This is a genomic window from Pseudomonas sp. LBUM1671 (genome assembly GCF_059695685.1).
In genome coordinates, this window is record NZ_CP166782.1 from 2029375 (window position 1) to 2056113 (window position 26739).

The following is a 26739-nucleotide window of genomic DNA, read 5'->3' on the forward strand; positions in this document are numbered from 1 at the left end:
TCGTTGCACTCGACAGCTGCTACATCGGAATGCGCTCCCTGTAGCAGCTGTCGAGTGCAACGAGGCTGCGTCTTTCAGGCCTTGCGCCAATTCAGAATCACCAGCGTCAACACCCCCGCGACAATCCCCCAGAACGCCGAGCCAATGGAAAACAGCGTCAGCCCCGACGCCGTGACCATAAAGGTAATCAACGCCGCCTCACGTTCCTTCACTTCGGTCATCGCAATGCTCAGGCCATTGATGATCGAGCCGAACAACGCCAGCGCCGCAATCGACAGCACCAGCTCTTTAGGCAGCGCCGCGAACAACGCCGCCAGCGTTGCGCCGAACACACCGGCAATCCCGTAGAAAATCCCGCACCAGACCGCCGCCGTGTAGCGCTTGTTGCGATCCTCATGGGCATGCGGCCCGGTGCAGATCGCCGCGCTGATGGCCGCCAGATTGATGCCGTGGGAGCCGAACGGGGCCAACAGCAGCGAGGCGATGCCGGTGGTGGTGATCAGAGGCGAGGCGGGCACGGTGTAGCCGTCGGCGCGCAATACGGCGATGCCGGGCATGTTCTGCGAGGTCATCGCCACCACAAACAACGGAATGCCGATGCTGATGGTCGCGGCCAGGGAGAAGTGCGGCGTGGTCCAGACCGGCGTCGCCACTTCCAGATGGAAACCGCTGAAATCCAGCAACCCCATAAACCCCGACAGCGCGGTACCGATCAGCAACGCCGCAAGCACCGCATAACGCGGCGACAGGCGCTTGACCAGCAGATAAGTGAAGAACATTCCCAGCACCAGCCCGGTGCGATGCTGCGCGGCGACGAAAATTTCGCTGCCGATCTTGAACAGAATCCCCGCCAGTAGCGCTGCGGCCAATGACGCCGGGATCTTTTTCACCAAGCGTTCGAAGCTGCCGGTCAGACCGCAAATGGTCACCAGCACTGCGCAAGTGATGTAGGCGCCGATGGCTTCGCCGTAGCTCACGCCGCCGAGGCTGGTGATCAGCAACGCCGCGCCTGGGGTCGACCAGGCAATGGTGATCGGCGTGCGATAACGCAGGGACAGGCCGATCGAGCACACCGCCATGCCAATCGAGATCGCCCAGATCCACGAGGAAATCTGCCCGCTGGTCAGGCCCGCCGCTTGTCCGGCCTGAAACATCAGGACCAGGGAGCTGGTGTAGCCGGTCATCATCGCAATGAAACCGGCGACGATCGCCGACGGTGACGTATCGGCCAAGGGGCGGAGCTGCGTGTGCGTGGCGTCGTTCATGACAGCGGTGTTCCTTATGGCTAACGGTGACTTCAGCGTGGCTTTTGTGGCGAGGGAGCTTGCTCCCGCTCGGCGGCGAAGCCGTCGTAAACCCTGCTGACACGTTTTGATTGAAGCTGCGATCAGGTTGGTTTTGGGGCCGCTTCGCAGCCCAGCGGGAGCAAGCTCCCTCGCCACAGAGTTTGTACGGATCTCAAATTTATGGATTCAAGCCTAAACTCAAAAGTAACCAACCGTTGCGATACAGCAGAAGCGACAAACAGCCGTACAGTCGTGTTGCCACCATCCATTGTGTACAATCGCGGTGTTTTTTACGCGATACTTGCCAGCGACCTACTGTGCCGTATTACAGTCACGGTCAATTCGCCGCAGTTCTCCCGACTCGAGTGCCCATGAACGAACAGTTGCAGCCCCTAAAGAAACAACCGCGAGCAGGCAAAGCCGGCCGCAGCGGTACCCAGGACGATATTGTCTACGCGCATATCTTCGAGGCCATCCTCGAACAGCGTCTGGCGCCCGGCACCAAGTTGAGCGAAGAAGCGCTGGGGGAAATTTTCGGGGTCAGTCGCACCATCATTCGCCGCGCGCTGTCGCGCCTGGCCCATGAAGGCGTTGTGCTGCTGCGTCCGAATCGCGGCGCTGTCGTCGCCAGCCCGAGTGTCGAAGAGGCCCGTCAGGTGTTCCTCGCGCGGCGTCTGGTCGAGCGCGCAATCACTGAACTGGCGGTTCAGCATGCCACTGCCGAGCAGATTGCCGAGCTGCGGCAGATGGTCGACGACGAACGGGACAGCTTCTCCCGCGGTGATCGCGGTGCGGGTATCCGTCTGTCGGGTGAATTCCACCTGAAACTGGCCGAAGCGGCGAAGAATGCGCCGCTGATCAGCTTCCAGCGCAGCCTGGTGTCCCAGACGTCGCTGATCATCGCCCAGTACGAGAGCGGCAACCGTTCCCACTGTTCCTACGACGAGCACACTCAACTGATCGACGCCATTGAAGCGCGCAACGGTGAGTTGGCGGTGAACCTGATGATGCATCACATGGATCACATCGACAGCAAACTCAACCTCGACGAAGAAAGCGCGTCGGATGATTTGCATGCGGTGTTCTCGCATTTGTTGCAGACCAAGAAGCCGGGGCGGCCTGCGGTCAAGCTTTAAGATAGACCGAGGCGACCCAATCGCTGGCAGGCCAGCTCCCACAGTGATTGGTGCTGCCCACACTATTTACGGTATATCCAAAAAACTGTGGGAGCTGGCCTGCCAGCGATAGCGATCTGACCGGCAACAAAAATCCCCCGGGCTGCAAAGCAACGGGGGATTTTTTATGCCTGGAAGAACTTACCGCTGATGCACCTGATTCCCCGCCGCATACGTCTGCAACACGGTCCGGTCATCCCCCAGCGTCATCAACACAAACAACGTCTCGGCAATGTTATTGGCCTGCTTCAAGCGATAGCTCAGCAACGGCGTGGCGTTGTAGTCCAGCACCAGGAAGTCAGCGTCGGTGCCCGGTTGCAGGGTGCCGATCTTGTCTTCCAGACGCAGCGCCCGCGCACCGCCGAGAGTCGCCAGGTACAACGATTTGAACGGGCTCAGTCGAGCACCTTGCATCTGCATGACTTTGTACGCCTCGTTCAACGTTTGCAGCAGCGAGAAACTGGTGCCGCCGCCGACGTCCGTGCCCAAACCGACATTGAGTTTGTGCTTCTCGGCCATCGGCAGGTTGAACAGGCCACTGCCGAGGAAGAAGTTGGAAGTCGGGCAGAACGCAATCGCCGAACCCGTCTCCGCCAGCCGCGCGCATTCGTCGTCGCACAGGTGCACGCCGTGGGCAAACACCGAGCGCTCGCCCAGCAATTGGTAGTGATCGTAAACGTCCAGGTAGCCCTTGCGCTCGGGGAACAGTTCCTTGACCCACTCGACTTCCTTGAGGTTTTCGCTGATGTGGGTCTGCATGTACAGGTCCGGGTATTCACTCAGCAACTGGCCGGCGAGGGTCAGTTGTTCCGGGGTGCTGGTCGGGGCAAAGCGCGGGGTGACCGCGTAGTGCAAGCGGCCCTTGCCGTGCCAGCGCTCGATCAGCGCCTTGCTTTCGACGTAACTGGATTCGGCGGTGTCGGTCAGGTAGTCCGGTGCGTTGCGGTCCATCATCACCTTGCCGGCGATCATCCGCAGGTCCAGCTGTTCGGCGGCCTCGAAGAACGAAGTCACCGATTGCGGGTGCACGCTGCCGAACACCAGGGCCGTGGTGGTGCCGTTGCGCAGCAATTCCTTGATGAAAATGTCCGCGACTTCATCGGCGTGAGCCTTGTCGGCGAACTGGCTTTCGCATGGGAAGGTGTAGGTGTTGAGCCAGTCCAGCAATTGCTCGCCGTAGGCGCCGACCATGCCGGTTTGCGGCAAGTGGATGTGGGTGTCGATGAAACCCGGGGTGATCAGCGCGTCCTGGTAATGAGTGATCTCGATGTCGGCCGGCAGGGTTGGCAGCAATTCGCTGGCGTGGCCGAGGGCACTGATCTGGCCGTTATCGACCACCAGCAGCCCGTCTTCGAAATACTCGTAAGAGGCTTCGATACCCACTTCGGCAGGGTCGGCGATGCTGTGCAGGATGGCGGCGCGGTAGGCTTTGCGAGTCAGAGACATGAGCTTTCTCAGTTGGAGGCTTGGCTGCGGCGTGAAGCAGGCAGCAGTTTGGCAATCGATGATCCGGCGCTGGCGGTTTGCTGGCCGAAACTGGCGTTATAGGTGGAGATGATTTCGCCGGCGATGGAGATGGCGATTTCCACAGGCAACTTGCCTTTGACTTCGCCGATGCCCATCGGGCAGCGCATGCGTTGCAGCACGGCGCTGTCGAAACCACGGTCACGCAAGCGGTGTTCGAACTTCACCCGTTTGGTCTTCGAACCGATCAGGCCGAAGTAGGCGAAGTCGTTGCGCTTGAGGATCGCGGCGGTGAGTTCGAGGTCGAGCTGGTGGTTGTGGGTCATGACGATGCAGTAGCTGCCGGCGGGCAGGTTGTCGATTTCGTCCACCGGTTCTTCGGCGACGATTTTGCGCACACCGTGAGGGATCTGTTCGGGGAATTGCGCTTCCCGCGAATCGATCCAGCGCACCCGGCAGGGCAGGCTGGCGAGCAGCGGCACCAGCGCCCGGCCGACATGGCCGGCACCGAACACGGCGATTTGCGCCTGGACCTGGCCCATCGGTTCGAACAGCAACACGGTCACGCCGCCGCAGCACTGGCCCAGGCTGGCGCCGAGGCTGAAGCGCTCCAGGTGCGTGTCTTGTTTGCCGCTGGCCAGCATCTCGCGGCCGATCTGCATGGCCTTGTATTCCAGGTGCCCGCCACCGATGGTGTCGAAGGTCTGGGTGGCGCTGATGACCATTTTCGAACCGGCATTGCGCGGCGTGGAGCCGAGCTCTTCGATGATGGTCACCAAGACGCAGGGTTCACCCTGGGATTGCAGGTCGGCGAGGGCGTCGATCCAGTTGTACATATTTCACCTCTACATCTCTGGTGTCTGTTCGGGCCTCATCGCTAGCAGGCTAGCTCCCACAAGGGAATGCATTCCAAATGTGGGAGCTAGCCTGCTAGCGATTGGCCGCGCCTCGGTATCAGAGCGAAGCCAACTCCGGCTCAGCCTCAACGGCTTTGGCCGCCTTCAACTGCCGCATCTGCTCACACCCCCACAACACCCGCTCCGGGGTCGCCGGGGCATCGATCTTCGGTTGATGCATGTAGTCACCGAGGCTCGCCACCGCATCCTTGATCGCGCACCACGACGCGATGCCGAGCATGAACGGCGGCTCACCCACGGCCTTGGAATGGAACACCGTGTCCTCCGGGTTCTTGCGGTTTTCCACCAGCTTCACCCGCAGGTCCAGCGGCATGTCGGCCACGGCGGGGATCTTGTAGCTGGCCGGACCGTTGGTCATCAGTTTGCCTTTGTTGTTCCACACCAGTTCTTCCATGGTCAGCCAGCCCATGCCCTGGATGAAGCCACCCTCGACCTGGCCGATGTCGATGGCCGGGTTCAGCGAGTCGCCGACGTCGTGGAGGATGTCGGTACGCAGCATTTTGTACTCGCCGGTCAGGGTGTCGATGATCACCTCGCAACAGGCGGCACCGAAGGCGTAGTAGTAGAACGGCCGACCACGCGCCTGGCTGCGGTCGTAGAAAATTTTCGGGGTCTTGTAGAAGCCGGTGCTCGACAGCGACACCTGGGCGAAATACGCCTGCTGGATCAGCGCTTCGAACGTCAGGATGTGATCGCGAACCCGCACATGGCCGTTGTGGAATTCCACATCTTCTTCGCTGACCTTGTACTGGCGCGCGGCGAATTCCACGAGGCGTTTCTTGATGATCTCAGCCGCGTTCTGCGCCGCTTTGCCGTTCAAATCGGCACCACTGGAAGCAGCGGTCGGCGAGGTGTTCGGCACCTTGTCGGTATTGGTGGCGGTGATCTGCACGCGGTCCATTTCCACCTGGAATACTTCGGCCACCACCTGCGCAACTTTGGTGTTCAACCCTTGACCCATTTCCGTGCCGCCATGGTTCAGGTGGATGCTGCCGTCGGTGTACACATGGACGAGCGCACCGGCCTGGTTGAGGAAGCTGGCGGTGAAGGAAATACCGAATTTCACCGGGGTCAGCGCCAGGCCTTTTTTCAGGATCGGGCTGTTCGCGTTGTAACGACGGATCGCTTCGCGGCGCTCGGCGTACTGGCTGCTTTCTTCCAGTTCGGCGGTCATTTCCTCGAGCATGTTGTGCTCGACGGTCTGGTAGTAATGGGTGACGTTGCGCTCGGTCTTGCCGTAGTAGTTGGCCTTGCGCACCGCCAGCGGATCGAGGCCCAGATGACGGGCGATCGCGTCCATCACTTCTTCGATGGCGACCATGCCTTGCGGACCGCCGAAGCCACGGTAAGCGGTGTTAGACGCGGTGTTGGTCTTGCAGCGATGACCATTGATGGTCGCATCGCCCAGGTAGTACGAGTTGTCGGCGTGAAACATTGCGCGGTCGACAATCGAGGCCGAGAGGTCCGGCGAGCAGCCGCAGTTGCCGGCCAGTTCCAGGGCGATACCGTGCAGGCGGCCGGTGCTGTCGAAGCCGACGTCATACTCGACGTAGAAGGGGTGACGCTTGCCGGTCATCAACATGTCTTCGACGCGCGGCAGGCGCATCTTGGTCGGCTGGCCGGTGAGGTGCGCGACCACTGCGCACAGGCATGCCGGGCTCGCGGCCTGGGTTTCCTTGCCACCAAAACCACCGCCCATGCGGCGCATGTCGACGACGATTTTGTTCATCGACACGTCGAGCACTTCAGCGACAAGCTTCTGCACTTCGGTGGGGTTCTGCGTCGAGCAGTAAACGATCATCCCGCCGTCTTCAGTCGGCATCACCGAAGAGATCTGGGTTTCGAGGTAGAAGTGTTCCTGGCCACCGATGTGCAGCGTGCCTTGAATACGATGTTCAGCGGTCGCCAAGGCGCCGGCCGAATCGCCGCGCTGATGGGTGTGGCTGTCGAGCACGAAATGGCGTTTGCGCAACGCTTCGACCACGTCCAGCACCGGCTCGAGATCTTCGTATTCGATGATCGCGGCCATCGCGGCTTTGCGGGCGGTTTCCAGGTCCTTTGCGGCAACGGCGAGCACCGGTTGACCGACGAATTGCACGTCATCAATCGCCAGCAGCGGATCACCCGGTAGCAACGGACCGATGTCTTTCAGTCCCGGCACGTCTTCGTGGGTAATGACGATGCGCACGCCTTCGAAGGCGTAGCAGGGCTGGGTATCGATGCTGATGATTTTCGCGTGGGCACGGTCCGACAGGCGTGCGTAAAGGTGCAACTGATTGGGAAACTCCAGCCGGTCGTCGATGTACTGCGCCTCACCGGACACATGCTTGGCGGCGCTGTCATGCTTGACGCTGCGGCCGACACCGGTGGTCAGGTCCTTGGCGAACAGTTCAGCCAGTTCGGCCTGGGTCTTCTCTACGGCGTGATGGTTAGACATAAGCGGTCACCCGAGTCTCGATGTGCGGCGTTTGCAGTTCGATGAAGTATTTGCGCAGCAGGTTTTGCGCGCTGAGCAGGCGATATTCCTTGCTGGCGCGGAAGTCCGAGAGCGGCGTGAAATCTTCGGCCAATGCGGCGCAAGCGCGTTCGACGGTGGCGTGGTTGAACGGTGAGCCGAGCAGCACGGTTTCGCAGTTGTTGGCGCGTTTCGGAATCGCGGCCATGCCACCGAACGCCAAACGGGCGTCGGCGATCACGCCGTTTTCGATGCGCAGGTTGAACGCGGCGCAGACGGCGGAGATGTCATCGTCCAGGCGCTTGGAAACTTTGTAGGCGCGGAACAATTGTTCGGCGCTGGCACGCGGCACGATGATCTTTTCGATGAACTCGCTTTCCTGGCGCGCGGTGACCCGGTAATCGATGAAGTAATCTTCCAGCGCCATCGTCCGGCGGGTTTCGCCCTTGCACAAAACGATCTGTGCACCCAACGCGATCAGCAGCGGAGGCGAGTCACCGATTGGCGAGGCGTTGCCGATATTGCCGCCGAGGGTGCCCTGATTGCGAATCTGCAATGAAGCGAAGCGTTGCAGCAATTCGCCGAAGTCCGGGTATTCGGCCTTCAAGGCTTCGTAGCAGTCGGAGAGGGCAGTCGCGGCGCCGATTTCGAGGCGATCGTCGAAACGTTCGATGCGCTTCATTTCAGCAACGTTGCCGACGTAGATCATCACCGGCAACGCGCGATGAAACTGAGTGACTTCCAATGCCAGATCCGTACCGCCGGCCAGTAGGCGGGCCTGTGGATAAGCATCGTACAGATCGGCCAGATCGGCCACGGTCAGCGGCACCAGGCAGCGTTTGTCGCCACTGTTGAGTTCGCCGATGTCGGTGGGAGCGATGGCTTTCAGGCGGGCGATGGTGTCGGCTTCGCGAGCGTCGAACTGATCCGTTTGCTTGTCGCAGCAGGATTGTTCGGCGGCTGCCAGAATCGGCCGATAGCCAGTGCAGCGGCAGAGATTGCCGGCCAGCGCTTCGTGGGCTTTATGGGCGTCGGGTTGATCGCTGTTCTTTTGCAGCGCGAACAGCGACATCACGAAGCCCGGGGTGCAGAAGCCGCATTGCGAGCCGTGGCACTCGACCATGGCTTTCTGCACGCTGTGCAGTTCGCCCTGGTGCTTGAGGTCTTCGACGCTGATCAGTTGTTTGCCGTGCAATGACGACACGAACGTCAGGCACGAGTTGAGGCTGCGATAGCGAATGTGTTCGCAGCCATCGTCATCCGTTTGCAGCTCGCCGACCACCACGGTGCAGGCGCCGCAGTCACCGCTGGCGCAGCCTTCTTTGGTGCCGGGTTTGCCCACATGGTCGCGCAGATAATTGAGCACGGTCAGGTTTGGGTCCAGGGCGTGCTCGCTACGGAGTTCCTGGTTAAGTAAAAACTGGATCACGGAAGGCCTCGCAGACTCATTATTGTTGTTAACCGACTTGGACCGAATTTATCAGGTCTGACTTTGCGGTCAATGATTTTCTGACTTAAAGGTCAGGAAACAGCATTTTGTCGATCAACGACTCGTTCCTTCATTATTGACCCTCGCGGGTTAGCCTGCTTTTTGCTTGATTCGTGCCAAAAACCGCTGAGTGGGCACTCCGCCATGACCCTTCATGTGCGCTACACTGCGCCGCTTGTGCAGATCGAAGAATTTGAAGGACACACATGACGTTCAAGGCGCCGGACAGCCTCGCCGAGCAAATCGCCCATCACCTCGCCGAACGCATCATTCGCGGCGAAATGAAGCCGGGAGAGCGCATCCAGGAACAGAAGGTCACGCTGGCCCTCAATGTCAGCCGCGGTTCGGTCCGTGAGGCCTTGCTGATCCTCGAGCGCCGCCACCTGATCGCGATCCTGCCGCGACGCGGTGCCCACGTCACCGAGCTCACCGCCCATAAGGTGCAGAGCCTGTGCACGCTGATGAGCGAGCTCTATATTCTGCTAGGCAATGCCGTGGCCAAAGGCTGGCAGGTCCAGGCCGACATGGCGCCGTTCGTGCAGATCCAGCAGCGCCTGGCCGCCAGCTACGAACGTCAGGACATCCGCACTTTCGTCGACGACAGCTTCAACGTGATGCGCGCCGCGTACCCGTTCGCCAACAACCCGTACTTGCAGGAAACCGTCGAGAACCTGCAGCCGGCCATGAGCCGCGCGTATTTCCTCGCCCTGGACCAGCGCAAGGCGTCGATGAGCGAGTTCCTCGAACTGTTCGAACGCTTGCTCGCGGCCGTGCTGGCTCGTGACTTTCCGCAGATCCGCGAAGTGCTGACGGCCTATGCCCAGCGCAGCAGCGATCTGGTGGTTTCTGCCCTGACGGACGCTTAAGCGTGCGGCTCAAGTGCATAAAACTGGCAGGGTTCAAATCCTTCGTCGACCCGACCACGGTGAACTTCCCGAGCAATATGGCGGCAGTGGTCGGGCCCAATGGCTGCGGCAAGTCGAACATCATCGACGCCGTTCGTTGGGTGATGGGCGAAAGTTCGGCGAAGAACCTCCGTGGCGAGTCGATGACCGACGTCATCTTCAATGGTTCGACCAGCCGTAAGCCGGTGAGCCAGGCGAGTATCGAGCTGGTGTTCGATAACTCCGACGGCACCTTGCTCGGTGAATATGCCGCCTATGCGGAAATTTCCATTCGCCGCAAAGTGACCCGCGACAGCCAGACCACTTACTACCTCAACGGCACCAAATGCCGCCGTCGTGACATCACCGACATTTTCCTCGGCACCGGCCTGGGCCCGCGCAGCTATTCGATCATCGAGCAGGGGATGATCTCCAAGCTGATCGAGTCCAAGCCCGAAGATCTGCGCAACTTCATCGAAGAAGCGGCGGGCATCTCCAAGTACAAGGAACGTCGGCGCGAGACCGAAAACCGTATCCGCCGCACCCATGAAAACCTGGCCCGCCTGACTGACCTGCGCGAAGAGCTCGAGCGTCAGCTTGAGCGTTTGCACCGCCAGGCCGAGGCCGCCAAGAAGTATCAGGAATACAAAGGCGAGGAGCGTCAGCTCAAGGCCCAGCTGTCGGCCCTGCGCTGGCAGGCGTTGAACGAACAGGTCGGGCAGCGCGAAGCGATCATCGGCAATCAGGAAGTCACTTTCGAAGCCTTGGTCGCCGAGCAGCGCAATGCCGATGCGGCTATCGAGCGCTTCCGTGACGGGCACCATGACCTGTCAGAGCGCTTCAATCTGGTGCAGGGACGCTTCTATTCGGTCGGCGGCGACATCGCCCGGGTCGAGCAGAGCATCCAGCACGGTCAGCAGCGCTTGCGGCAATTGCAGGATGATCTGAAAGAAGCCGAGCGCGCGCGCCTGGAAACCGAATCGCACCTGGGCCACGACCGCACCTTGCTGCTGACCCTCGGCGAAGAGCTGGACATGCTCACGCCGGAGCAGGAAGTCACCAGCGCCGCCGCCGAAGAAGCCGCCGCCGCGCTGGAAGAATCCGAGACCACCATGCACGCCTGGCAGGAGCAGTGGGACACGTTCAACCTGACTGCCGCCGAGCCGCGCCGCCAATCCGAAGTTCAGCAGTCTCGCATTCAGCAACTCGAAACCAGCATGGAGCGTCTGGCCGATCGCCAGAAGCGCCTTGGCGAAGAGCGCGCGTTGCTCTCGGCGGACCCGGAAGATGCCGCGATCATGGAACTCAGCGAGCAACTGGCCGCGAGCGAAGCGACGCTTGAAGATTTGCAGGCCAGCGAAGAAGCCCAGGTCGAGCGCCTTGAGCAACTGCGTCAGGAATTGCAGTTGGCTTTGCAAAATCAGCAGCAGGCCCAAGGCGATTTACAGCGCCTTAACGGTCGTCTCGCGTCCCTCGAAGCGTTGCAGCAAGCCGCGCTCGATCCGGGCACCGGCACCGCCGAATGGCTGCGCGAACAGCATTTGGCGGACCGTCCGCGTCTGGCCGAAGGTTTGAAAGTTGAAGCGGGTTGGGAGCTGGCGGTGGAAACAGTGCTCGGCGCCGACCTGCAAGCGGTGCTGGTGGATGACTTCGGCGATTTCGATCTGGCCGGGTTTGCCCAGGGCGATTTGCGTTTGCTCAGCCCGGCCAGCGATGGCGTGCGCGTGCCGGGCAGCCTGCTCGACAAGGTTGAAGCGCAGATCGATCTGTCGCCGTGGCTGGGGCAGGTCAAACCGGTTGAGAACCTTGAACAGGCGTTGGCTTTGCGCAGTCAATTGACTGCCGGCCAGAGCCTGATCAGTCGCGACGGCTTTTGGGTCGGGCGGCACTTTCTACGTGTGCGGCGGGCCAGCGAAGCGGAGAGCGGCGTGCTCGCTCGTGGTCAGGAAATCCAGCGTCTGAGCATCGAGCGTGAAGAGCGCGAAGCCACGGTCGAAACCCTGGAAACCCAGCTGCAAAACCTCAGGGCGCAGCAGCGTCAGCAGGAAAACGGTCGCGAACATTTGCGTCGTTTGCTGCAAGACGAAGCGCGTCAGCAAGGCGAATTGAAAGCCCAGTTGTCTGCCGGCAAAGCCAAGGTTGAGCAACTGACGTTGCGTCGTACGCGCCTCGATGAAGAACTCACCGAGCTGGCCGAGCAACGGGCGCTTGAGCACGAAAACATCGGCGAAGCGCGTCTGCAATTGCAGGAAGCCCTCGACGCCATGGCGCTGGACACCGAGCAGCGTGAGTTGCTGCTGGCCCAACGCGACAGCCTGCGCGAGCGACTTGATCGGGTGCGCCAGGAAGCCCGGCAGCATAAGGATCACGCTCATCAACTGGCGGTACGCCTCGGCTCGCTCAAGGCGCAACATGACTCGACGCGTCAGGCGCTGGAACGGCTGGAGATGCAGTCCGAACGCCTGACCGAGAAGCGCGAACAACTGAGTCTCAATCTGGAGGAGGGCGAAGCGCCGCTGGAGGAGTTGCGCCTCAAGCTCGAAGAGTTGCTCGACAAGCGCATGACCGTCGACGAAGAACTCAAGACCGCGCAGATCGCTATGGAAGACGCCGACCGCGAATTGCGCGATGCGGAAAAACGTCGCAACCAGGCCGAGCAGCAATCGCAGTTGATCCGCGGGCAGATGGAAACCCAGCGCATGGAATGGCAAGCCCTGACCGTGCGCCGCAAAACGCTGGAAGATCAGTTGCTGGAAGACGGCTACGACCTGCATGGCGTGCTCGCCACGCTGACCGCCGAGGCCAGCGAGAAGGACGCCGAAGAAGAACTCGAACGCATTGCCGCGCGTATTCAGCGCCTCGGTGCGATCAACCTGGCCGCCATCGACGAATACCAGCAACAATCCGAGCGTAAACGTTATCTGGATGCGCAGAATGACGATCTGGTGGAAGCACTGGACACCCTCGAGAACGTGATTCGCAAGATCGACAAGGAAACCCGCAACCGCTTCAAGGATACCTTTGATCAGATCAATGGCGGTTTACAGGCTCTTTTCCCAAAAGTTTTCGGTGGAGGGCGCGCGTATTTGGAACTGACGGGCGAAGATCTACTCGATACAGGGGTAACGATCATGGCGCAGCCGCCAGGAAAGAAGAACAGCACCATCCATTTGCTCTCCGGTGGCGAAAAAGCCCTGACCGCATTGGCCCTGGTTTTTGCGATCTTCAAGTTGAATCCGGCGCCGTTCTGCATGCTCGATGAAGTGGATGCACCCCTGGATGACGCTAACGTTGGACGCTACGCACGGTTGGTCAAAGAGATGTCGCAGACGGTGCAGTTCATCTACATCACCCACAACAAGATCGCCATGGAAATGGCTGAACAATTGATGGGTGTGACGATGCACGAACCGGGTTGCTCGCGTCTGGTAGCAGTGGATGTCGAGGAGGCGATGGCGATGGTGGAGGCCTGAGTCGGCGCTTGTAGGGCAAGTATTTTGGGTCTGTAGGACTTTTTTACCTGTCTTGACTTGCTGGCCAATCGACATATTCGCGCAAGCCGGTGTGACAGACGGTGTAAAGTTGCCTTTGGTCGTGCTAGTTTAATGTCAATTTTTCGTATACGTGGGCAAAACGCCTGTCAGAACATAGAGTTGGCGCCACGTTTTAAAGCGGTTTACGAGTTGTAAACCCCTTATTTTTCAGCATTTTTTATAGAGGCACGGGATTACATGGAAATCGGTCTGCGCGAGTGGCTGATCGTCATCGGCATTATTGTCATTGCCGGTATTCTTTTCGATGGCTGGCGTCGCATGCGCGGCGGCAAGGGAAAACTGAAATTCCGTCTTGACCGAAGTTTGTCCAATCTGCCGGACGAGGACACCAGCGCCGAGCTGTTGGGCCCGCCCCGCGTGCTGGACACGCATAAAGAACCACAACTGGACGAGCACGATCTGCCGTCGGTGAGCATGCCTGCACGTGAACCGCGTGAGTCGGGTTCCAAGCGCGGCAAGCGTGGCCACGGCGAACCTTCCCAGGGTGACATGAACCTCAGCCTGGACCTGGACGGCGGCCCGAGCTTCAGCAGCCGTGACGACGATTTCCCGGATGATACCAAGTCCTCGCCTTCGGTCAGCGACAAGGAACAACCGCAAGCCGAAGAAGTGCTGGTGATCAGCGTGATCTGCCGTGACGCAGCCGGCTTCAAGGGCCCGGCGCTGTTGCAGAACATTCTGGAAAGCGGCCTGCGTTTCGGCGAGATGGATATTTTCCACCGCCACGAAAGCATGGCCGGCAACGGTGAAGTCCTGTTCTCCATGGCCAATGCGGTCAAGCCGGGCATCTTCGATCTGGACGACATCGACCACTTCAGCACCCCGGCGGTGAGCTTCTTCCTCGGCCTGCCAGGCCCGCGTCATCCGAAGCAAGCCTTCGACGTGATGGTGGCCGCGGCGCGCAAACTGTCCCAGGAGTTGAACGGCGAACTGAAAGACGACCAGCGCAGCGTGCTGACCGCCCAGACGATTGAGCATTACCGTCAGCGTATCGTTGAGTTCGAACGTCGCGCCCTGACCCAGAAGCGTTGATTCAAAACGAAGCTCTCTATGTCAGGAGAGCTTTTTGTGGCGAGGGAGCTTGCTCCCGCTGGGCTACGAAGCAGCCCCCTTCATTCAGACACACCGCAATCGCTGGCTTTACGACGGCTTCGCCGCCGAGCGGGAGCAAGCTCCCTCGCCACAGAACATGCGTCGTTACGCTATTGTTTAGAAGATTGAGCAGCCTCGGCTGCTCTTTTGCTTTATGAGAGACCACCCATGACCGCCGCCAAAACCCGCATTCTAGAGCTGCGCGCTGAGCTGGACCAGCACAACTACCGTTATCACGTGCTGGACGAGCCGAGCATTCCGGACGTCGAATACGACCGGCTGTTCCACGAGCTCAAGGCCCTCGAAGCGGCCAACCCCGACCTGATCACCAGCGACTCGCCGACCCAGCGCGTCGGCAGCGCGGCGCTGTCGGCGTTCACTCAGGTGCGCCACGAAGTGCCGATGCTCAGCCTCGGCAACGCCTTCGAAGAAACCGACATGCGCGAGTTCGATCGCCGGGTGACTGAAGGCCTCGACCTGCCGGTCGGCGACTTGTTTGGTGGCGGCGCGGCGGTGGAATACAGCTGCGAACCGAAGCTCGATGGCCTGGCGGTCAGCTTGCTGTATCAGGACGGCGTGTTGGTGCGCGGCGCGACACGCGGCGACGGCACCACCGGCGAAGACATCAGTGTCAACGTGCGTACCGTGCGCAATATCCCGCTGAAACTGCAAGGCACCGGCTGGCCGGCGACCCTGGAAGTGCGCGGCGAAGTGTTCATGTCCAAGGCCGGTTTCGAACGCCTTAACGCCACGCAACTGGAAGTCGGCGGCAAGACCTTTGCCAACCCGCGCAACGCGGCGGCCGGCAGCTTGCGCCAGCTGGATTCGAAGATCACTGCCAACCGTCCGCTGGAATTCTGCTGCTACGGCATCGGCCAGATTTCGGCGGACATTGCCGACACGCACATTGGCAATCTCAAGCAGCTCCAGGCGTGGGGCATGCCGATCAGTCGCGAACTGAAACTGGCGCACGGCATCGATGAGTGCCTGGATTACTACCGCGACATCGGTGAGCGCCGTAACGGCCTGGCCTATGAAATCGACGGCGTGGTGTTCAAGGTCAACAGCATTGCGTCCCAGCGTGAGCTGGGTTTCCGCGCTCGCGAGCCGCGCTGGGCGATTGCCCACAAATTCCCGGCCATGGAAGAGCTCACCGAACTGCTCGACGTGGAATTCCAGGTCGGCCGCACCGGCGCCGTGACGCCTGTGGCACGGTTGAAACCGGTCAAGGTCGCCGGTGTCACCGTGGCCAATGCGACGTTGCACAACATGGACGAAGTGGCACGCCTGGGTCTGATGATCGGCGACACCGTGATCATCCGCCGCGCGGGCGACGTGATTCCGCAAGTGGTGCAAGTGGTCATGGAGCGTCGCCCGGACGATGCGCGTCCGGTACAGATTCCGGAGCAGTGCCCGGTTTGCGGCTCGCATGTCGAGCGCACGCAACTGGTCAAGCGCAGCAAGGGGCGCGAGACCGTCAGCGAAGGCGCGGTGTACCGCTGCGTCGGTCGTCTGGCCTGCGGTGCGCAACTCAAGCAGGCGATCATTCACTTCGTCTCCCGCCGCGCGATGGACATTGAAGGCTTGGGCGACAAGAGTGTCGAACAATTGGTCGATGAAGGTCTGGTGAGTTCTCCCGCCGATCTGTATGCCTTGAAGTTCGATGACATTGTCGACCTGGAAGGCTTTGCCGAGCTGTCGAGCAATAAGCTGCTCGCCGCGATCGAAGACAGCAAGACACCGAGCCTGGCACGGTTTATCTACGCCCTCGGGATTCCCGATGTCGGCGAGGAGACGGCCAAGGTCCTGGCGCGGTCTCTCGGCTCGCTGGAGCGGGTTCAGCAGGCGTTGCCGCAAGTGCTCACGTACTTGCCGGATGTCGGCCTGGAAGTGGCTCACGAGATTCACAGCTTCTTTGAAGATGCGCATAACCGGCAGGTGATTGCGGATCTGCTCAAGCACGGTATGCAGATTCAGGATCAGGGCGAGCTGGGGGCCGAGTTTGCGGCCAGCACCACGTTGGGTGGGTTCCTCGACAAGTTGCACATTCCGTCGGTCGGGCCGGGCGGGGCGCAAAAGCTCGCGGACAAGTTTGGTTCGCTGGAATCGGTCATGAGTGCTGACTGGTTGGACATGCGCCAGGCCTTGCCGGAAAAGCAGGCGAATTCGGTTCGCGAGTTTTTCGCGATTGAAGAAAATCGCCAGCGTTCGATTACTGCTGAGGCGCAACTGGCCGATTTCGGCATGCACTGGCAGAGCGAGAAAAAAGTCGTCGAAGGCCTGCCGCTTGCCGGCCAGACCTGGGTGTTGACCGGTTCGCTGGAATTGATGAGCCGCGACATCGCCAAGGACAAACTCGAAAGCCTCGGAGCCAAAGTGGCGGGTTCGGTGTCGGCCAAGACTCATTGCGTGGTGGCGGGGCCGGGTGCCGGTTCGAAGCTGACCAAGGCTAACGAATTGGGACTGAAAGTGCTCGATGAAGAAGCGTTCGTCGATTTCCTGAAAAAACACGACATCTCGATCTAACACTGAACTTGTGGTGAGGGAATTTATCCCCGTTCGACGACGAAGTCGTCGCAAGGCCGTTGCCCGCAATCTGTCTGTGATAATGCGGTTGCCGGATCTGGGGTTGCTTCGCAACCCAACGGGGGATAAATCCCCTCGCCACAAAAGCAATGCACGCAGGTGTGTTCTCGTGGGAACGATCTTCGCTGGGGAATGATCTAGTCTTGGCAAGCCCCAGGGAGAGATCGTCATGTACCGCTTCTTCGAACAGCTGAGCTCACGCATCGCCGCGCCCTTCGTGGGTGAAAGTTCGCGCAACAGCAAGGTCTGGCATTGCCGCTGCGGGCAGTCGCTGTTCTTTCGCAACAGCCAGTGCCTGGCCTGTTCGGCAGCGTTGGGTTATCAGCCGGAGCAAAGTCGCTTGTCCTCGCTGCAACCAGGCTTGCAAGCGGATACCTGGTTGCTCGACGCCGACCCCGAAGCCGGTTTGTTCCGACGCTGCGCCAACCTCGATTCCCCGGCCGCGTGCAATTGGCTGCTGCCGGCCAATGACCACGATGCGCTGTGCATCGCTTGTAGCCTGAATCGCACCATCCCTGACCTGTCGATTGCCGAAAACCACGAACGCTGGCGCCAGGTCGAAACCGCCAAGCGTCGCCTGGTCGCGCAGTTGATCAGCCTGGGGTTGCAGGTGATCCCCAAAACCGTCGACGAGCAAACCGGTCTGGCCTTCGATTTCATCGGTGTCGACCTTGAAGGCAAACCGCCGACCACGGGTCACGCCAACGGCCTGATCACCCTTGATATCAAGGAAGCCGACGATGCCCACCGTGAAAAGGTCCGGGTGCAAATGCACGAGCCTTATCGCACGCTGCTCGGGCATTTTCGTCATGAGGTCGGTCATTACTACTGGGATCGGCTGATCGCCAACGGTCACTGGCTGGAACCATTTCGCGGGCTGTTCGGCGACGAGCGTGTCAGCTACGCCGACGCCCTCGAACGCCATTACCAGCAAGGCGCGCCGCTCGACTGGCAGCACCAGTGCGTCAGCGCCTACGCCACCATGCATCCGTGGGAAGACTGGGCGGAAACCTGGGCGCATTACCTGCACATGATGGACGCGGTGGACACCGCGCTGGGGTTCGGCATGAGCGCGCGGGAAATGGACTTCGACTACCAGCCGTTTCCGTCCAGCACGCTCTACGATCCACGGCATCCCGGCGGCGCGGCGTTCCTGTCGTTCGTCAACGCATGGATCGAACTGGCCGGCATGCTCAATGAACTGTCGCGCAGCATGGGCCAGCCCGATTTTTACCCGTTCGTCCTGCCGCCGGCAGTGATTGCCAAGCTGCACTTCATCCATCTGGTGATCCAGCAAGAGGGCGGCAGGGCGGATGAAGTGTTGCAAGACCTGTAGCCGCCCGCGTCCGCTTGTAGCAGCTGTCGAGCTTGCGAGGCTGCGTTCGGCTGCGCAGCAGTCGTAAATCCGGTATGCGCGGTTTACCTGAAAAACCAAGTCGCCTGATTTTACGACTGCTTCGCAGCCGAACGCAGCCTCGCAGGCTCGACAGCTGCTACAAGACTGCGGTGTTCTGCAGACTTTGCATGTCCTTGAAGCAGCACATATTTTTTAATCCCCCCGAACGGTTGTAACTTCGTCTCAGATAGGTACAATGGCGCGGCTCGCCGTCAGGTGAGCGTCGTTATGGTGACCCCATCGGTCCCCCCGCAACGATTACCCGTGAACCTGGTCAGATCCGGAAGGAAGCAGCCACAGCGGGAACATTGTGTGCCGGGGTGTGGCTGGTGGGGTTGCCTCCATAACGCACCGCGAGTTCTCTCTCGCGTTATCTATCCAAAAGACTTTTGTTGTGCTGCCATGGCGTTTGTTCCAGGTGGTTTTTTGTCGTTTCCGATTTACAGAATGAACGTAAAAAAGGAGGCCGACGTGTCGTATCAGACACGTCGGCCTCCTTTTTCATTTCCGCCACTAAGGCTTGGACAAGGCCTGGTCAACCGCTGCGATCAGCTTTCCCAGATCCTTCGGGGTGGCTTTGTGGATTACACCGAACAGATATGCCCGCTGTTCCTCTTCATCGCCTAAATCCGCGAAAAAGGCTTTCAGCTTGACGTCCAGCACGTCGGCAAGCAGGAACAAGGCTTCAACGCTGGGGGTATAGGTTCCGGTTTCAAAGCGGCTGATGGTTTTAGGGTCAAAACCGGTTTTTTCGCCGAGTTCAGCCTGAGTAAGCCCCGCGACCTTGCGGTAGCGTCGGATGGCTGGACCCAAACTTGAAATTTGCATCGCTTAATTCCCATTTAGAATCAAGAACTTAACGATAGATTTTTGCATTAGACAACTGCATGATCCATCACCTTGCTTTGCAAAATGTGATGTGTTTCGTAGAATCGCCGCCAATAAGGGGTGATTGGTGACCTGTTTCCCGAAAATGGGCGATGCGAAACCGCCAGCATTGCGCTCCTTTGCGAGCCTTGCACGAGGTTTTTGAGACTAGCTGATCTTCGGTTCTGCGAGTTCATCAAATGCTGGCCATGGAGTGAAAACGTGTTTGCGCAGTCCCACCGCTAGCGACAGCGAGCCTGATTCATGGATGAGAAGTACCGCAGGGCCGTGGATGCCGCCGCCATTTTTTCCGAGACCGACCTGAGCGGCCGGATCACCCACGTCAATGATCAGTTCTGCGCGGTGTCCGGCTATAGCCGCGACGAGTTGCTCGGGCAGAATCATCGTCTCCTCAATTCCGGCGTGCACACCGCGGAGTTCTTCGCCGGCATGTGGCGCACCATCGCGCTGGGCGAAGTCTGGAAAGGCGATATCTGCAATCGCGCCAAGGACGGCAGCCTGTACTGGGTGGAAAGCACCATGGTGCCGGTCCTCGATGACGCCACCGGACGGGTTGATCGATACCTGTCGATTCGTTTCGACATCAGCGAAAAACGCCAGTTGTTGCATTCCCTGCAATGGCGGGTCGGCCATGACGTGCTGACCGGGCTGCCCAATCGCGCATTCCTCTCGGATCTTCTGGATCAGGCGCTGGAGTTTTCCCGGCAGGAAAACATTCCGCTCGCCGTGTGCATGCTCGACCTTGACGGGTTCAAGGCGGTCAACGACGGTTACGGGCACGCCAGTGGCGATCAATTGTTGGTGGAAGTGGCCAAGCGCTTGCGCCAGATCGTGCGCGGCGAAGATGTGGTGGCGCGGCTGGCCGGTGACGAGTTCGTGCTGGTGTTGCGTTACGTGCGGGATCTGCCGGAATTGCGCGCGGCGCTGAACCGGGTGCTGGGGGCGATCTCGGCGCCTTACACCTTGCACGGCAAAGACATCAATGTGTTCGCCAGCATCGGCGTCACGCTGTTTCCCCTCGACCATGAAGATGCCGAAACCTTGCTGCGTCACGCCGATCAGGCCATGTACGTGGCCAAGCAGCGCGGGCGCAACCGATTCCATCTGTTCGATGTGTCCCGGGATCAGGAGGTCAAGGCCACTCACCAGACGGTCGAGCGCGTGCGCCAGGCGCTGGCCGCCGATGAGTTGCGTCTGCATTTCCAGCCCAAGGTCAACATGCGCCTTGGTGTAGTGGTCGGTTTCGAGGCGCTGTTGCGCTGGGAACATCCGCAAAACGGCATGGTGCCGGCCCGGGAGTTCTTGCCGTTTGTGGAAGAGACGGACCTGATCGTCGACATCGGTGAATGGGTGATGGATCAGGTGCTGACGCAGTTGCACCGCTGGCAGCAGGCGGGGCAGGGCTGGCCGATCAGCATTAACATCGCGGCACGGCATTTTCAGCGCGCGGATTTCGTCGATCGGCTCCGGCAAGTCCTCGCCCGGCATGCCGAAGTTGCGCCGCAGATGCTCGACCTGGAAATCGTCGAGTCGGTGGCGATCGAAAATATCCAGCACGTCAGCGCCTGTCTGCAGGCCTGTCAGGCGCTCGGGGTGCAGTTTTCACTGGGCGATTTCGGCACCGGCTATTCATCGCTGAGCTACCTCAAGCGTTTGCGCACCCAAACCATCAAGATCGATAAATCCTTTGTGCGCGACATTCTGGATGATCGCGATGACCTGGCGCTGACTACGGCAGTGATCGGACTGGCCCGGGCGTTTGGCCGGCAGGTGATTGCCGAAGGGCTGCAAAGTATCGAGCACGGGGAATTGCTGTTGCGACTGGGGTGTGAAGTGGCTCAAGGCAATTTCATCGCCCGGCCAATGCCGCCCGCCGAAGTGCCGGCGTGGGTCGCCGGGTTTGTCGCGCCGCCGCAATGGCAAGCGATGGATCAGGTTGGCTGAAGTCTTGAGATCACCACTGGACTCATGTGGGAGCGGGCTTGCTCGCGAAAGCGGTGTATCAGTCGACATCAACGCTGAATGACACACCGCTTTCGCGAGCAAGCCCGCTCTCACAGGGGCCCGAGTTGATTAGAAAGATCGCTAAGGCGCACCAGGCTCCGAACCTATATAAAGCCGGATAATGTCATCAATCTCCCCCGACATTTTCATCCGCAGCAACGTGCGCAATATACGTTGCACCGGCACCTTGGGGTCGTTGCGCATGTAGCAACCGACACTCTGTTCCTGCAGCACCGCCACGCCTTTGAGTTGCTTGTCGGGTAACAGGCGTTGATTGAACCAGTCCAGCGTCCATTGATTGCTCACGGCATAGCGATAGCGCCCGGCGTGGAGTTTTTCCAGCACCTGTTCCTGGTTGCGCGCGTCTTCACGGTGCAGTCGGTCGGTATCGAACAGCGGTTGCAACGTTGGGTAGCTGTAGCCGAGTACGGTGCCGACGGCTTGTCGCGACAGGTTTGCAGGCACTACCGAGGGCAGCGGATCTTGCCGGCTGATCAGCATGTCGCGCTGAAACCAGAGCGGAATGCTCCAGATGTAGTCGCCGGACTGATTCGGCAGCCAGGACTGCGCGGCATAGCAGCGCACGTCGACCTCACCGTGTTCCATGGCGCCTTGCACCCGCGCCCGCGGCAGCACGTGAAATTCGGCCGGCACGCCGACCTGGGTGGCAAGGCTGAGCATCACGTCATACAGGATGCCCTGGGTTACACGCCCGCGCTCCAGTTGCACCATCGGCATCGCCCAACTGTCGGGCACCACGAAACGCAGCGGCGCTTCAGCGGCGGCGACGTTCAGGCTTATCCACAGCAGTGCCCCTAAGGCAAAACGCATAAACGCTCCGGTACGTCGCAAACCTGAGCCGATAAAAGCCCCCCCAAAGTGCATCTTAGCCAGATTAGACGAGCGCACCGGATGCAATTTTGGCCTTGCTCCGCTAGCATTAGCCGCTTCTGTTCCTTAGTTGCGACGGTTTTCGATGAGTTATCAGGTTCTTGCACGTAAATGGCGTCCGCGCTCGTTCCGCGAAATGGTCGGCCAGACCCATGTGCTCAAGGCTCTGATCAATGCCTTGGACAGCCAGCGGCTGCACCACGCCTACCTGTTCACCGGGACGCGCGGGGTCGGCAAGACCACCATCGCGCGCATCATCGCCAAATGCCTGAACTGTGAAACAGGTATCACTTCGACGCCTTGCGGCGAGTGCTCGGTGTGCCGTGAAATCGATGAGGGCCGCTTTGTCGACCTGATCGAGATCGACGCCGCGAGCCGGACCAAGGTCGAGGACACCCGCGAACTGCTCGACAACGTGCAGTACGCGCCGAGCCGCGGGCGCTTCAAGGTCTACCTGATCGACGAAGTGCACATGCTCTCCAGCCATTCCTTCAATGCGCTGTTGAAAACCCTTGAAGAGCCGCCGCCCTACGTCAAGTTCATCCTGGCGACGACTGACCCGCAGAAACTTCCTGCAACCATTCTGTCGCGGTGCCTGCAGTTCTCCTTGAAGAACATGACCCCGGAACGTGTGGTTGAGCATTTGACCCACGTGCTGGGCGTCGAGAACGTGCCGTTCGAAGACGATGCATTGTGGCTGCTGGGCCGCGCCGCCGACGGTTCGATGCGTGACGCCATGAGCCTGACCGACCAGGCCATCGCCTTCGGTGAAGGCAAGGTCATGGCCGCCGACGTGCGGGCCATGCTCGGCACGCTTGATCACGGTCAGGTCTACGACGTTCTGCATTCGCTGATCGAAGGCGACGCCAAAGCCTTGCTCGAAGCCGTTCGTCACTTGGCCGAACAAGGCCCGGACTGGAACGGCGTGCTCTCGGAAATTCTCAACGTGCTGCACCGTGTCGCCATCGCCCAGGCCTTGCCTGAAGGCGTCGACAACGGTCACGGCGACCGCGATCGGGTGCTGGCCCTGGCTCAAGCCTTGCCGGCCGAAGACGTGCAGTTTTATTACCAGATGGGCCTGATCGGTCGGCGCGATTTGCCGCTGGCGCCGGACCCGCGTGGTGGCTTCGAGATGGTCCTGCTGCGAATGCTCGCGTTCCGACCGGCGGACACGGCCGACGCCCCGAGGCAACCGCTAAAGCCAGTGGGGATCAGCCAGGCCACAGTTGATTCCGCAAATTCAGTGGCTGCCGCGCCGGTTGTGGCGCCGGTAGTCGCTGTGGCAGTTGCCCCCGTTGTGCCCGCGCCTGAACCCGTTGCGGCGGCGGTTGCTGCTCCAGCGCCTGAGCCGGTTGCGCCCGTTGTCGTGACCGAGCCCGTGGTCGAGCCTGTCGCGGTTGAAGCGGTGGTCGACTTGCCGTGGAATGACCCGGTTGAGCCCGAACCCGTCCAGCAACCCGCCGTCGAGCCGGTCCTGGAAACTGCCAGCGAACAACCCGATCTACCGCCCATGCCGTTGCCGACGCCTGACAGCGTGGTGCCGGACGCGCCGGAGTGGGCCGCTGCGCCGATCCCGGAGCCGTCAGTGGCCGAAGTCGATGCCGCCACCCCGGGCGTGGACCTGGATGACGAGCCGCCGCTGGACGAAGACTACATCGAGCCGGACATGGATTCGGCCTACAGTTACCTTGATGAACTGGCCAGTGAACACACCGCCGAACCCGCGCCGGAAGCCGAGCCTGAGCCGGCCGCCATGCCCGCCACCGGTCTGGCCCTGCAATGGCTGGAGCTGTTCCCGAAACTGCCGATCTCCGGCATGACCGGCAGCATCGCCGCCAACTGCACCCTGATCGCCGTCGATGGCGACAATTGGCTGATGCACCTGGACCCGGCCCACAGCGCCTTGTTCAACGCGACCCAGCAACGCCGTCTCAACGATGCGTTGAACCAGTTTCACGGGCGTACGCTGACCCTGACCATGGAGCTGATCAAGCCTGAGCAGGAAACCCCGGCCCAGGCCGCGTCCCGTCGTCGTGCGAACCGTCAGCGCGAGGCCGAGGAGTCGATCCACGGTGATCCGTTCATCCAGCAAATGATGCAGCAGTTCGGTGCGGTGGTCCGCAACGATACTATTGAACCTGTCGAAGCCCTGGTCAGTCAGGGCTAATAACTGAAGGCGCTAGGCCCTTAGGGCCGGGCGCTGTTTAATCCAAGTACTTTTGAGGTGATTCCCATGATGAAAGGTGGCATGGCCGGCCTGATGAAGCAGGCACAGCAGATGCAGGAAAAAATGGCCAAGATGCAGGAAGAACTGGCCAACGCCGAAGTCACCGGTAAAGCCGGCGGCGATATGGTCACCGTGGTGATGACCGGTCGTCACGACGTCAAGCGCGTGACCATCGACCCAAGCCTGGTTGAAGGCCTGAGCGAAGACGACAAAGAGATGCTGGAGGCCGTGTTCGCCGCCGCCGTCAACGACGCCGTGCGCAAGATCGAAGCCAACAGCCAGGACAAAATGGGCAACATGACCGCTGGCATGCAACTGCCACCGGGTATGAAACTGCCGTTCTGATTCGCCAAAGCGCGTCGGATGAGCTACAAAAAAATGCCAGGCATCGCGCCTGGCATTTTTGTTTTTGCCTGGCGGCGCGAAGCGGCCCCGCTCTTTAGCTGAAAAGAAGGGGGCCGGCCGCTGCGCAGTCCAGCGGGAGCAAGCTCCCTCGCCACAATGAAAGGCAGAAACATCGAACGCCACACCACCACAAAGGTCTTCTCCCCTATACCGCCGAATTCATCGATCACAGGAGACGCTCACATGCCAGACGCATTGACCCTCAACCAACGTATCGTCCTGGCGTCCCGCCCCGTAGGCGCACCGACGCCAGAGAATTTCCGCCTGGAACGGGAGGCCCTGCCGGACCTGGCTGACGGTCAGGTCCTGCTCAAAACGCAATACCTGTCGCTGGATCCCTACATGCGCGGCCGTATGAGTGATGCGCCGTCCTACGCCGCACCGGTGGAAATCGGCGAGGTGATGACCGGTGGCGCTGTCAGCCGCGTCGAGCGCTCGCTGAATCCGAAATTCCACGAAGGCGACCTGGTGGTGGGCGCCACCGGTTGGCAGAGCCACAGCATCAGCGATGGCCGCAACATCATTCCGGTGCCGTCCGGGTTGCCGAGCCCGTCCATGGCCTTGGGTGTGCTGGGCATGCCGGGCATGACCGCGTACATGGGCCTGATGGACATCGGCCAGCCCAACGCTGGCGAAACCCTGGTGGTCGCGGCGGCGTCGGGTGCGGTGGGTTCGGTGGTCGGCCAGGTGGCGAAGATCAAAGGCCTGCGCGTAGTGGGCGTGGCGGGCGGAGCGGAAAAATGTCGCTACGTGATGGAGGCGTTGGGATTCGATGCCTGCGTCGACCACAAGAGCCCGAACTTCGCCGAGGAACTGGCACAAGCGTGCCCCGAGGGCATCGATATCTACTACGAGAACGTCGGTGGCAAGGTGTTCGACGCGGTGGTGCCGCTGCTCAATGCCAAGGCGCGGATTCCGCTCTGCGGCCTCATCGCGTCCTATAACGCCCACGAAGCACCGACCGGCCCGGATCGCCTGCCGCAGTTGCAGCGTACGTTGCTGACCAAGCGCGTACGCATCCAGGGCTTTATCGTGTTCGACGACTACGGTGATCGTCAGCCAGAGTTCGTCAGTGCCATGGCGCCGTGGGTCCGGGACGGCAAGGTCAAGTTCCGCGAAGACGTGGTCGATGGCCTTGAGAATGCCCCCGAGGCGTTCATTGGTCTGCTTGAAGGACGCAACTTCGGCAAACTGGTGGTACGGGTCGCCCAGGACTGAATAATTGACGCTATACAGAGGCGCGGGTATAAACCGCGTCTCGTTGATTTGTCGGACGTTTCCCCATGAGCTTCAGCCCTTTGATTCGCCAACTGATCGATGCCCTGCGAATTTTGCCGGGTGTCGGTCAGAAAACCGCCCAGCGCATGGCGCTGCAACTGCTTGAGCGTGATCGCAGCGGTGGTTCGCGACTGGCGTCGGCACTCAGCCAGGCCATGGAAGGGGTGGGCCATTGCCGGTTATGTCGCACGCTGACCGAAGATGATCTCTGCCCGCAATGTGCCGATACGCGCCGTGACGACACCTTGCTCTGCGTGGTGGAAGGTCCGATGGACGTCTACGCCGTGGAGCAGACCGGGTTCCGGGGTCGCTATTTTGTGCTCAAGGGCCATCTCTCGCCGCTCGACGGCCTGGGACCCGAGGCCATTGGCATTCCGCAGCTGTTGGTGCGGATTGAAGAGGCGGGCACCTTTACCGAAGTCATCCTGGCGACCAACCCGACCGTCGAAGGGGAGGCGACGGCGCATTACATTGCCCAGTTGCTGAGCAATAAAGGCCTGGTTGCTTCGCGTATCGCCCACGGTGTGCCGTTGGGTGGCGAGCTGGAGCTGGTGGATGGCGGAACGTTGGCGCATTCGTTTGCGGGGCGTAAGCCGATCGCTTTGTAATGTGTGTTGTTTGGGTTGACGCCTTCGCGAGCAAGCCCGCTCCCACAGGGGGGCGCATACGCCGAAAGTCCAGTGTGGGAGCGGGCTTGCTCGCGAATGGCGCGCCTCGGTCCACCTGATTCACACAATCCTGTTGAAAA

General features: G+C 60.5%; 18 protein-coding genes and 1 other RNA gene. 12 read left to right on the plus strand and 7 right to left on the minus strand.

Annotation, left to right across the window (positions count from 1 at the left end; all coding sequences use genetic code 11):
- Positions 1 to 74: 74 nt before the first annotated feature.
- Positions 75 to 1265: a benzoate/H(+) symporter BenE family transporter gene (locus ACA060_RS09285; protein ID WP_109628864.1), complete on the minus strand. Its 1191-nt coding sequence runs from the start codon at positions 1263 to 1265 to the stop codon at positions 75 to 77.
- A gap of 392 nt (positions 1266 to 1657) precedes the next feature.
- Between ACA060_RS09285 and ACA060_RS09290 the strand changes: the two genes are divergently transcribed.
- A complete protein-coding gene (locus ACA060_RS09290) occupies positions 1658 to 2422 on the plus strand; it encodes a GntR family transcriptional regulator (RefSeq protein ID WP_497316766.1) in 765 nt (254 codons plus the stop codon).
- A gap of 180 nt (positions 2423 to 2602) precedes the next feature.
- On the opposite strand, the gene guaD is transcribed toward ACA060_RS09290, so the two are convergent.
- The 4 genes from guaD to xdhA form a co-directional block, all read right to left on the minus strand.
- A complete protein-coding gene (gene guaD / locus ACA060_RS09295) occupies positions 2603 to 3907 on the minus strand; it encodes a guanine deaminase (protein WP_497316768.1) in 1305 nt (434 codons plus the stop codon).
- Positions 3908 to 3915: 8 nt separating this feature from the next.
- Positions 3916 to 4761, minus strand: coding sequence for a xanthine dehydrogenase accessory protein XdhC (gene xdhC, locus ACA060_RS09300; protein ID WP_497316770.1), 846 nt, complete (start codon positions 4759 to 4761; stop codon positions 3916 to 3918).
- A gap of 118 nt (positions 4762 to 4879) precedes the next feature.
- Positions 4880 to 7279, minus strand: a complete 2400-nt coding sequence (gene xdhB / locus ACA060_RS09305) for a xanthine dehydrogenase molybdopterin binding subunit (RefSeq protein ID WP_497316772.1) — start codon at positions 7277 to 7279, stop codon at positions 4880 to 4882.
- Positions 7272 to 8726 (minus strand): xanthine dehydrogenase small subunit, encoded by a 1455-nt coding sequence (xdhA, locus tag ACA060_RS09310; RefSeq protein WP_497316774.1) that lies wholly within the window; start codon positions 8724 to 8726, stop codon positions 7272 to 7274. The genes xdhB and xdhA overlap by 8 nt, the downstream gene beginning before the upstream one ends.
- Positions 8727 to 8992: 266 nt before the next feature.
- On the opposite strand from xdhA, the gene ACA060_RS09315 reads away from it, so the two are divergent.
- The 6 genes from ACA060_RS09315 (at position 8993) to ffs (ending at position 18633) form a co-directional block, all read left to right on the plus strand.
- Positions 8993 to 9652, plus strand: a complete 660-nt coding sequence (locus tag ACA060_RS09315; RefSeq protein ID WP_109628876.1) for a GntR family transcriptional regulator — start codon at positions 8993 to 8995, stop codon at positions 9650 to 9652.
- A gap of 2 nt (positions 9653 to 9654) precedes the next feature.
- The gene (gene smc, locus ACA060_RS09320; RefSeq protein ID WP_497316776.1) at positions 9655 to 13143 is read left to right on the plus strand and encodes a chromosome segregation protein SMC; all 3489 of its coding nucleotides are present in this window, start codon (positions 9655 to 9657) and stop codon (positions 13141 to 13143) included.
- A gap of 258 nt (positions 13144 to 13401) precedes the next feature.
- Positions 13402 to 14256 carry a cell division protein ZipA gene (gene zipA / locus ACA060_RS09325; RefSeq protein WP_109628880.1) on the plus strand — a complete coding sequence of 285 codons (855 nt, stop codon included), beginning with the start codon at positions 13402 to 13404 and terminating at the stop codon, positions 14254 to 14256.
- A gap of 228 nt (positions 14257 to 14484) precedes the next feature.
- Positions 14485 to 16842, plus strand: a complete 2358-nt coding sequence (ligA, locus tag ACA060_RS09330) for an NAD-dependent DNA ligase LigA (RefSeq protein ID WP_497316777.1) — start codon at positions 14485 to 14487, stop codon at positions 16840 to 16842.
- Positions 16843 to 17071: 229 nt separating this feature from the next.
- Positions 17072 to 18238 (plus strand): zinc-binding metallopeptidase family protein, encoded by a 1167-nt coding sequence (locus ACA060_RS09335; RefSeq protein WP_497316779.1) that lies wholly within the window; start codon positions 17072 to 17074, stop codon positions 18236 to 18238.
- A gap of 298 nt (positions 18239 to 18536) precedes the next feature.
- Positions 18537 to 18633, plus strand: an RNA gene (ffs, locus tag ACA060_RS09340) — signal recognition particle sRNA small type.
- A 178-nt stretch (positions 18634 to 18811) separates the two neighbouring features.
- Here ffs and ACA060_RS09345 read toward each other — a convergent pair.
- Positions 18812 to 19126, minus strand: a complete 315-nt coding sequence (locus ACA060_RS09345; protein WP_109628903.1) for a helix-turn-helix domain-containing protein — start codon at positions 19124 to 19126, stop codon at positions 18812 to 18814.
- A 303-nt stretch (positions 19127 to 19429) separates the two neighbouring features.
- Here ACA060_RS09345 and ACA060_RS09350 point away from each other — a divergent pair, with 303 nt between their 5' ends.
- Positions 19430 to 21130, plus strand: coding sequence for a putative bifunctional diguanylate cyclase/phosphodiesterase (locus tag ACA060_RS09350; RefSeq protein ID WP_497316781.1), 1701 nt, complete (start codon positions 19430 to 19432; stop codon positions 21128 to 21130).
- A gap of 141 nt (positions 21131 to 21271) precedes the next feature.
- Here the strand turns inward: ACA060_RS09350 and ACA060_RS09355 are convergent, their stop codons facing one another.
- Positions 21272 to 22021, minus strand: a complete 750-nt coding sequence (locus tag ACA060_RS09355; protein WP_497316783.1) for a substrate-binding periplasmic protein — start codon at positions 22019 to 22021, stop codon at positions 21272 to 21274.
- Between the two features lie 145 nt (positions 22022 to 22166).
- Between ACA060_RS09355 and dnaX the strand changes: the two genes are divergently transcribed.
- The 4 genes from dnaX to recR all read left to right on the plus strand — a co-directional run bounded on the left by dnaX (position 22167) and on the right by recR (position 26599).
- Entirely contained in the window at positions 22167 to 24248 is a 2082-nt protein-coding gene (gene dnaX, locus ACA060_RS09360; protein ID WP_497316785.1) for a DNA polymerase III subunit gamma/tau, read from the plus strand.
- Between the two features lie 66 nt (positions 24249 to 24314).
- The gene (locus ACA060_RS09365; protein WP_109628912.1) at positions 24315 to 24653 is read left to right on the plus strand and encodes a YbaB/EbfC family nucleoid-associated protein; all 339 of its coding nucleotides are present in this window, start codon (positions 24315 to 24317) and stop codon (positions 24651 to 24653) included.
- Positions 24654 to 24896: 243 nt separating this feature from the next.
- Positions 24897 to 25931, plus strand: coding sequence for an NADPH-dependent curcumin/dihydrocurcumin reductase (gene curA, locus ACA060_RS09370; RefSeq protein ID WP_497316786.1), 1035 nt, complete (start codon positions 24897 to 24899; stop codon positions 25929 to 25931).
- 65 nt (positions 25932 to 25996) lie between these two features.
- Positions 25997 to 26599: a recombination mediator RecR gene (gene recR, locus ACA060_RS09375; RefSeq protein WP_109628916.1), complete on the plus strand. Its 603-nt coding sequence runs from the start codon at positions 25997 to 25999 to the stop codon at positions 26597 to 26599.
- The last annotated feature ends 140 nt before the right edge of the window (positions 26600 to 26739 follow it).

Excerpts from the sequence above, each read along its gene's own strand:
- ACA060_RS09355 (WP_497316783.1), bottom strand. The coding sequence starts at position 22,021 with ATGCGTTTTGCCTTAGGGGCACTGCTGTGGATAAGCCTGAACGTCGCC.
- curA (WP_497316786.1), top strand. The coding sequence starts at position 24,897 with ATGCCAGACGCATTGACCCTCAACCAACGTATCGTCCTGGCGTCCCGC.
- ACA060_RS09345 (WP_109628903.1), bottom strand. The coding sequence starts at position 19,126 with ATGCAAATTTCAAGTTTGGGTCCAGCCATCCGACGCTACCGCAAGGTC.
- xdhC (WP_497316770.1), bottom strand. The coding sequence starts at position 4,761 with ATGTACAACTGGATCGACGCCCTCGCCGACCTGCAATCCCAGGGTGAA.
- ACA060_RS09335 (WP_497316779.1), top strand. The coding sequence starts at position 17,072 with ATGTACCGCTTCTTCGAACAGCTGAGCTCACGCATCGCCGCGCCCTTC.
- zipA (WP_109628880.1), top strand. The coding sequence starts at position 13,402 with ATGGAAATCGGTCTGCGCGAGTGGCTGATCGTCATCGGCATTATTGTC.
- ACA060_RS09290 (WP_497316766.1), top strand. The coding sequence starts at position 1,658 with ATGAACGAACAGTTGCAGCCCCTAAAGAAACAACCGCGAGCAGGCAAA.
- dnaX (WP_497316785.1), top strand. The coding sequence starts at position 22,167 with ATGAGTTATCAGGTTCTTGCACGTAAATGGCGTCCGCGCTCGTTCCGC.
- ACA060_RS09350 (WP_497316781.1), top strand. The coding sequence starts at position 19,430 with ATGGATGAGAAGTACCGCAGGGCCGTGGATGCCGCCGCCATTTTTTCC.
- ligA (WP_497316777.1), top strand. The coding sequence starts at position 14,485 with ATGACCGCCGCCAAAACCCGCATTCTAGAGCTGCGCGCTGAGCTGGAC.
- guaD (WP_497316768.1), bottom strand. The coding sequence starts at position 3,907 with ATGTCTCTGACTCGCAAAGCCTACCGCGCCGCCATCCTGCACAGCATC.
- xdhB (WP_497316772.1), bottom strand. The coding sequence starts at position 7,279 with ATGTCTAACCATCACGCCGTAGAGAAGACCCAGGCCGAACTGGCTGAA.
- ACA060_RS09285 (WP_109628864.1), bottom strand. The coding sequence starts at position 1,265 with ATGAACGACGCCACGCACACGCAGCTCCGCCCCTTGGCCGATACGTCA.
- recR (WP_109628916.1), top strand. The coding sequence starts at position 25,997 with ATGAGCTTCAGCCCTTTGATTCGCCAACTGATCGATGCCCTGCGAATT.
- ACA060_RS09315 (WP_109628876.1), top strand. The coding sequence starts at position 8,993 with ATGACGTTCAAGGCGCCGGACAGCCTCGCCGAGCAAATCGCCCATCAC.
- ACA060_RS09365 (WP_109628912.1), top strand. The coding sequence starts at position 24,315 with ATGATGAAAGGTGGCATGGCCGGCCTGATGAAGCAGGCACAGCAGATG.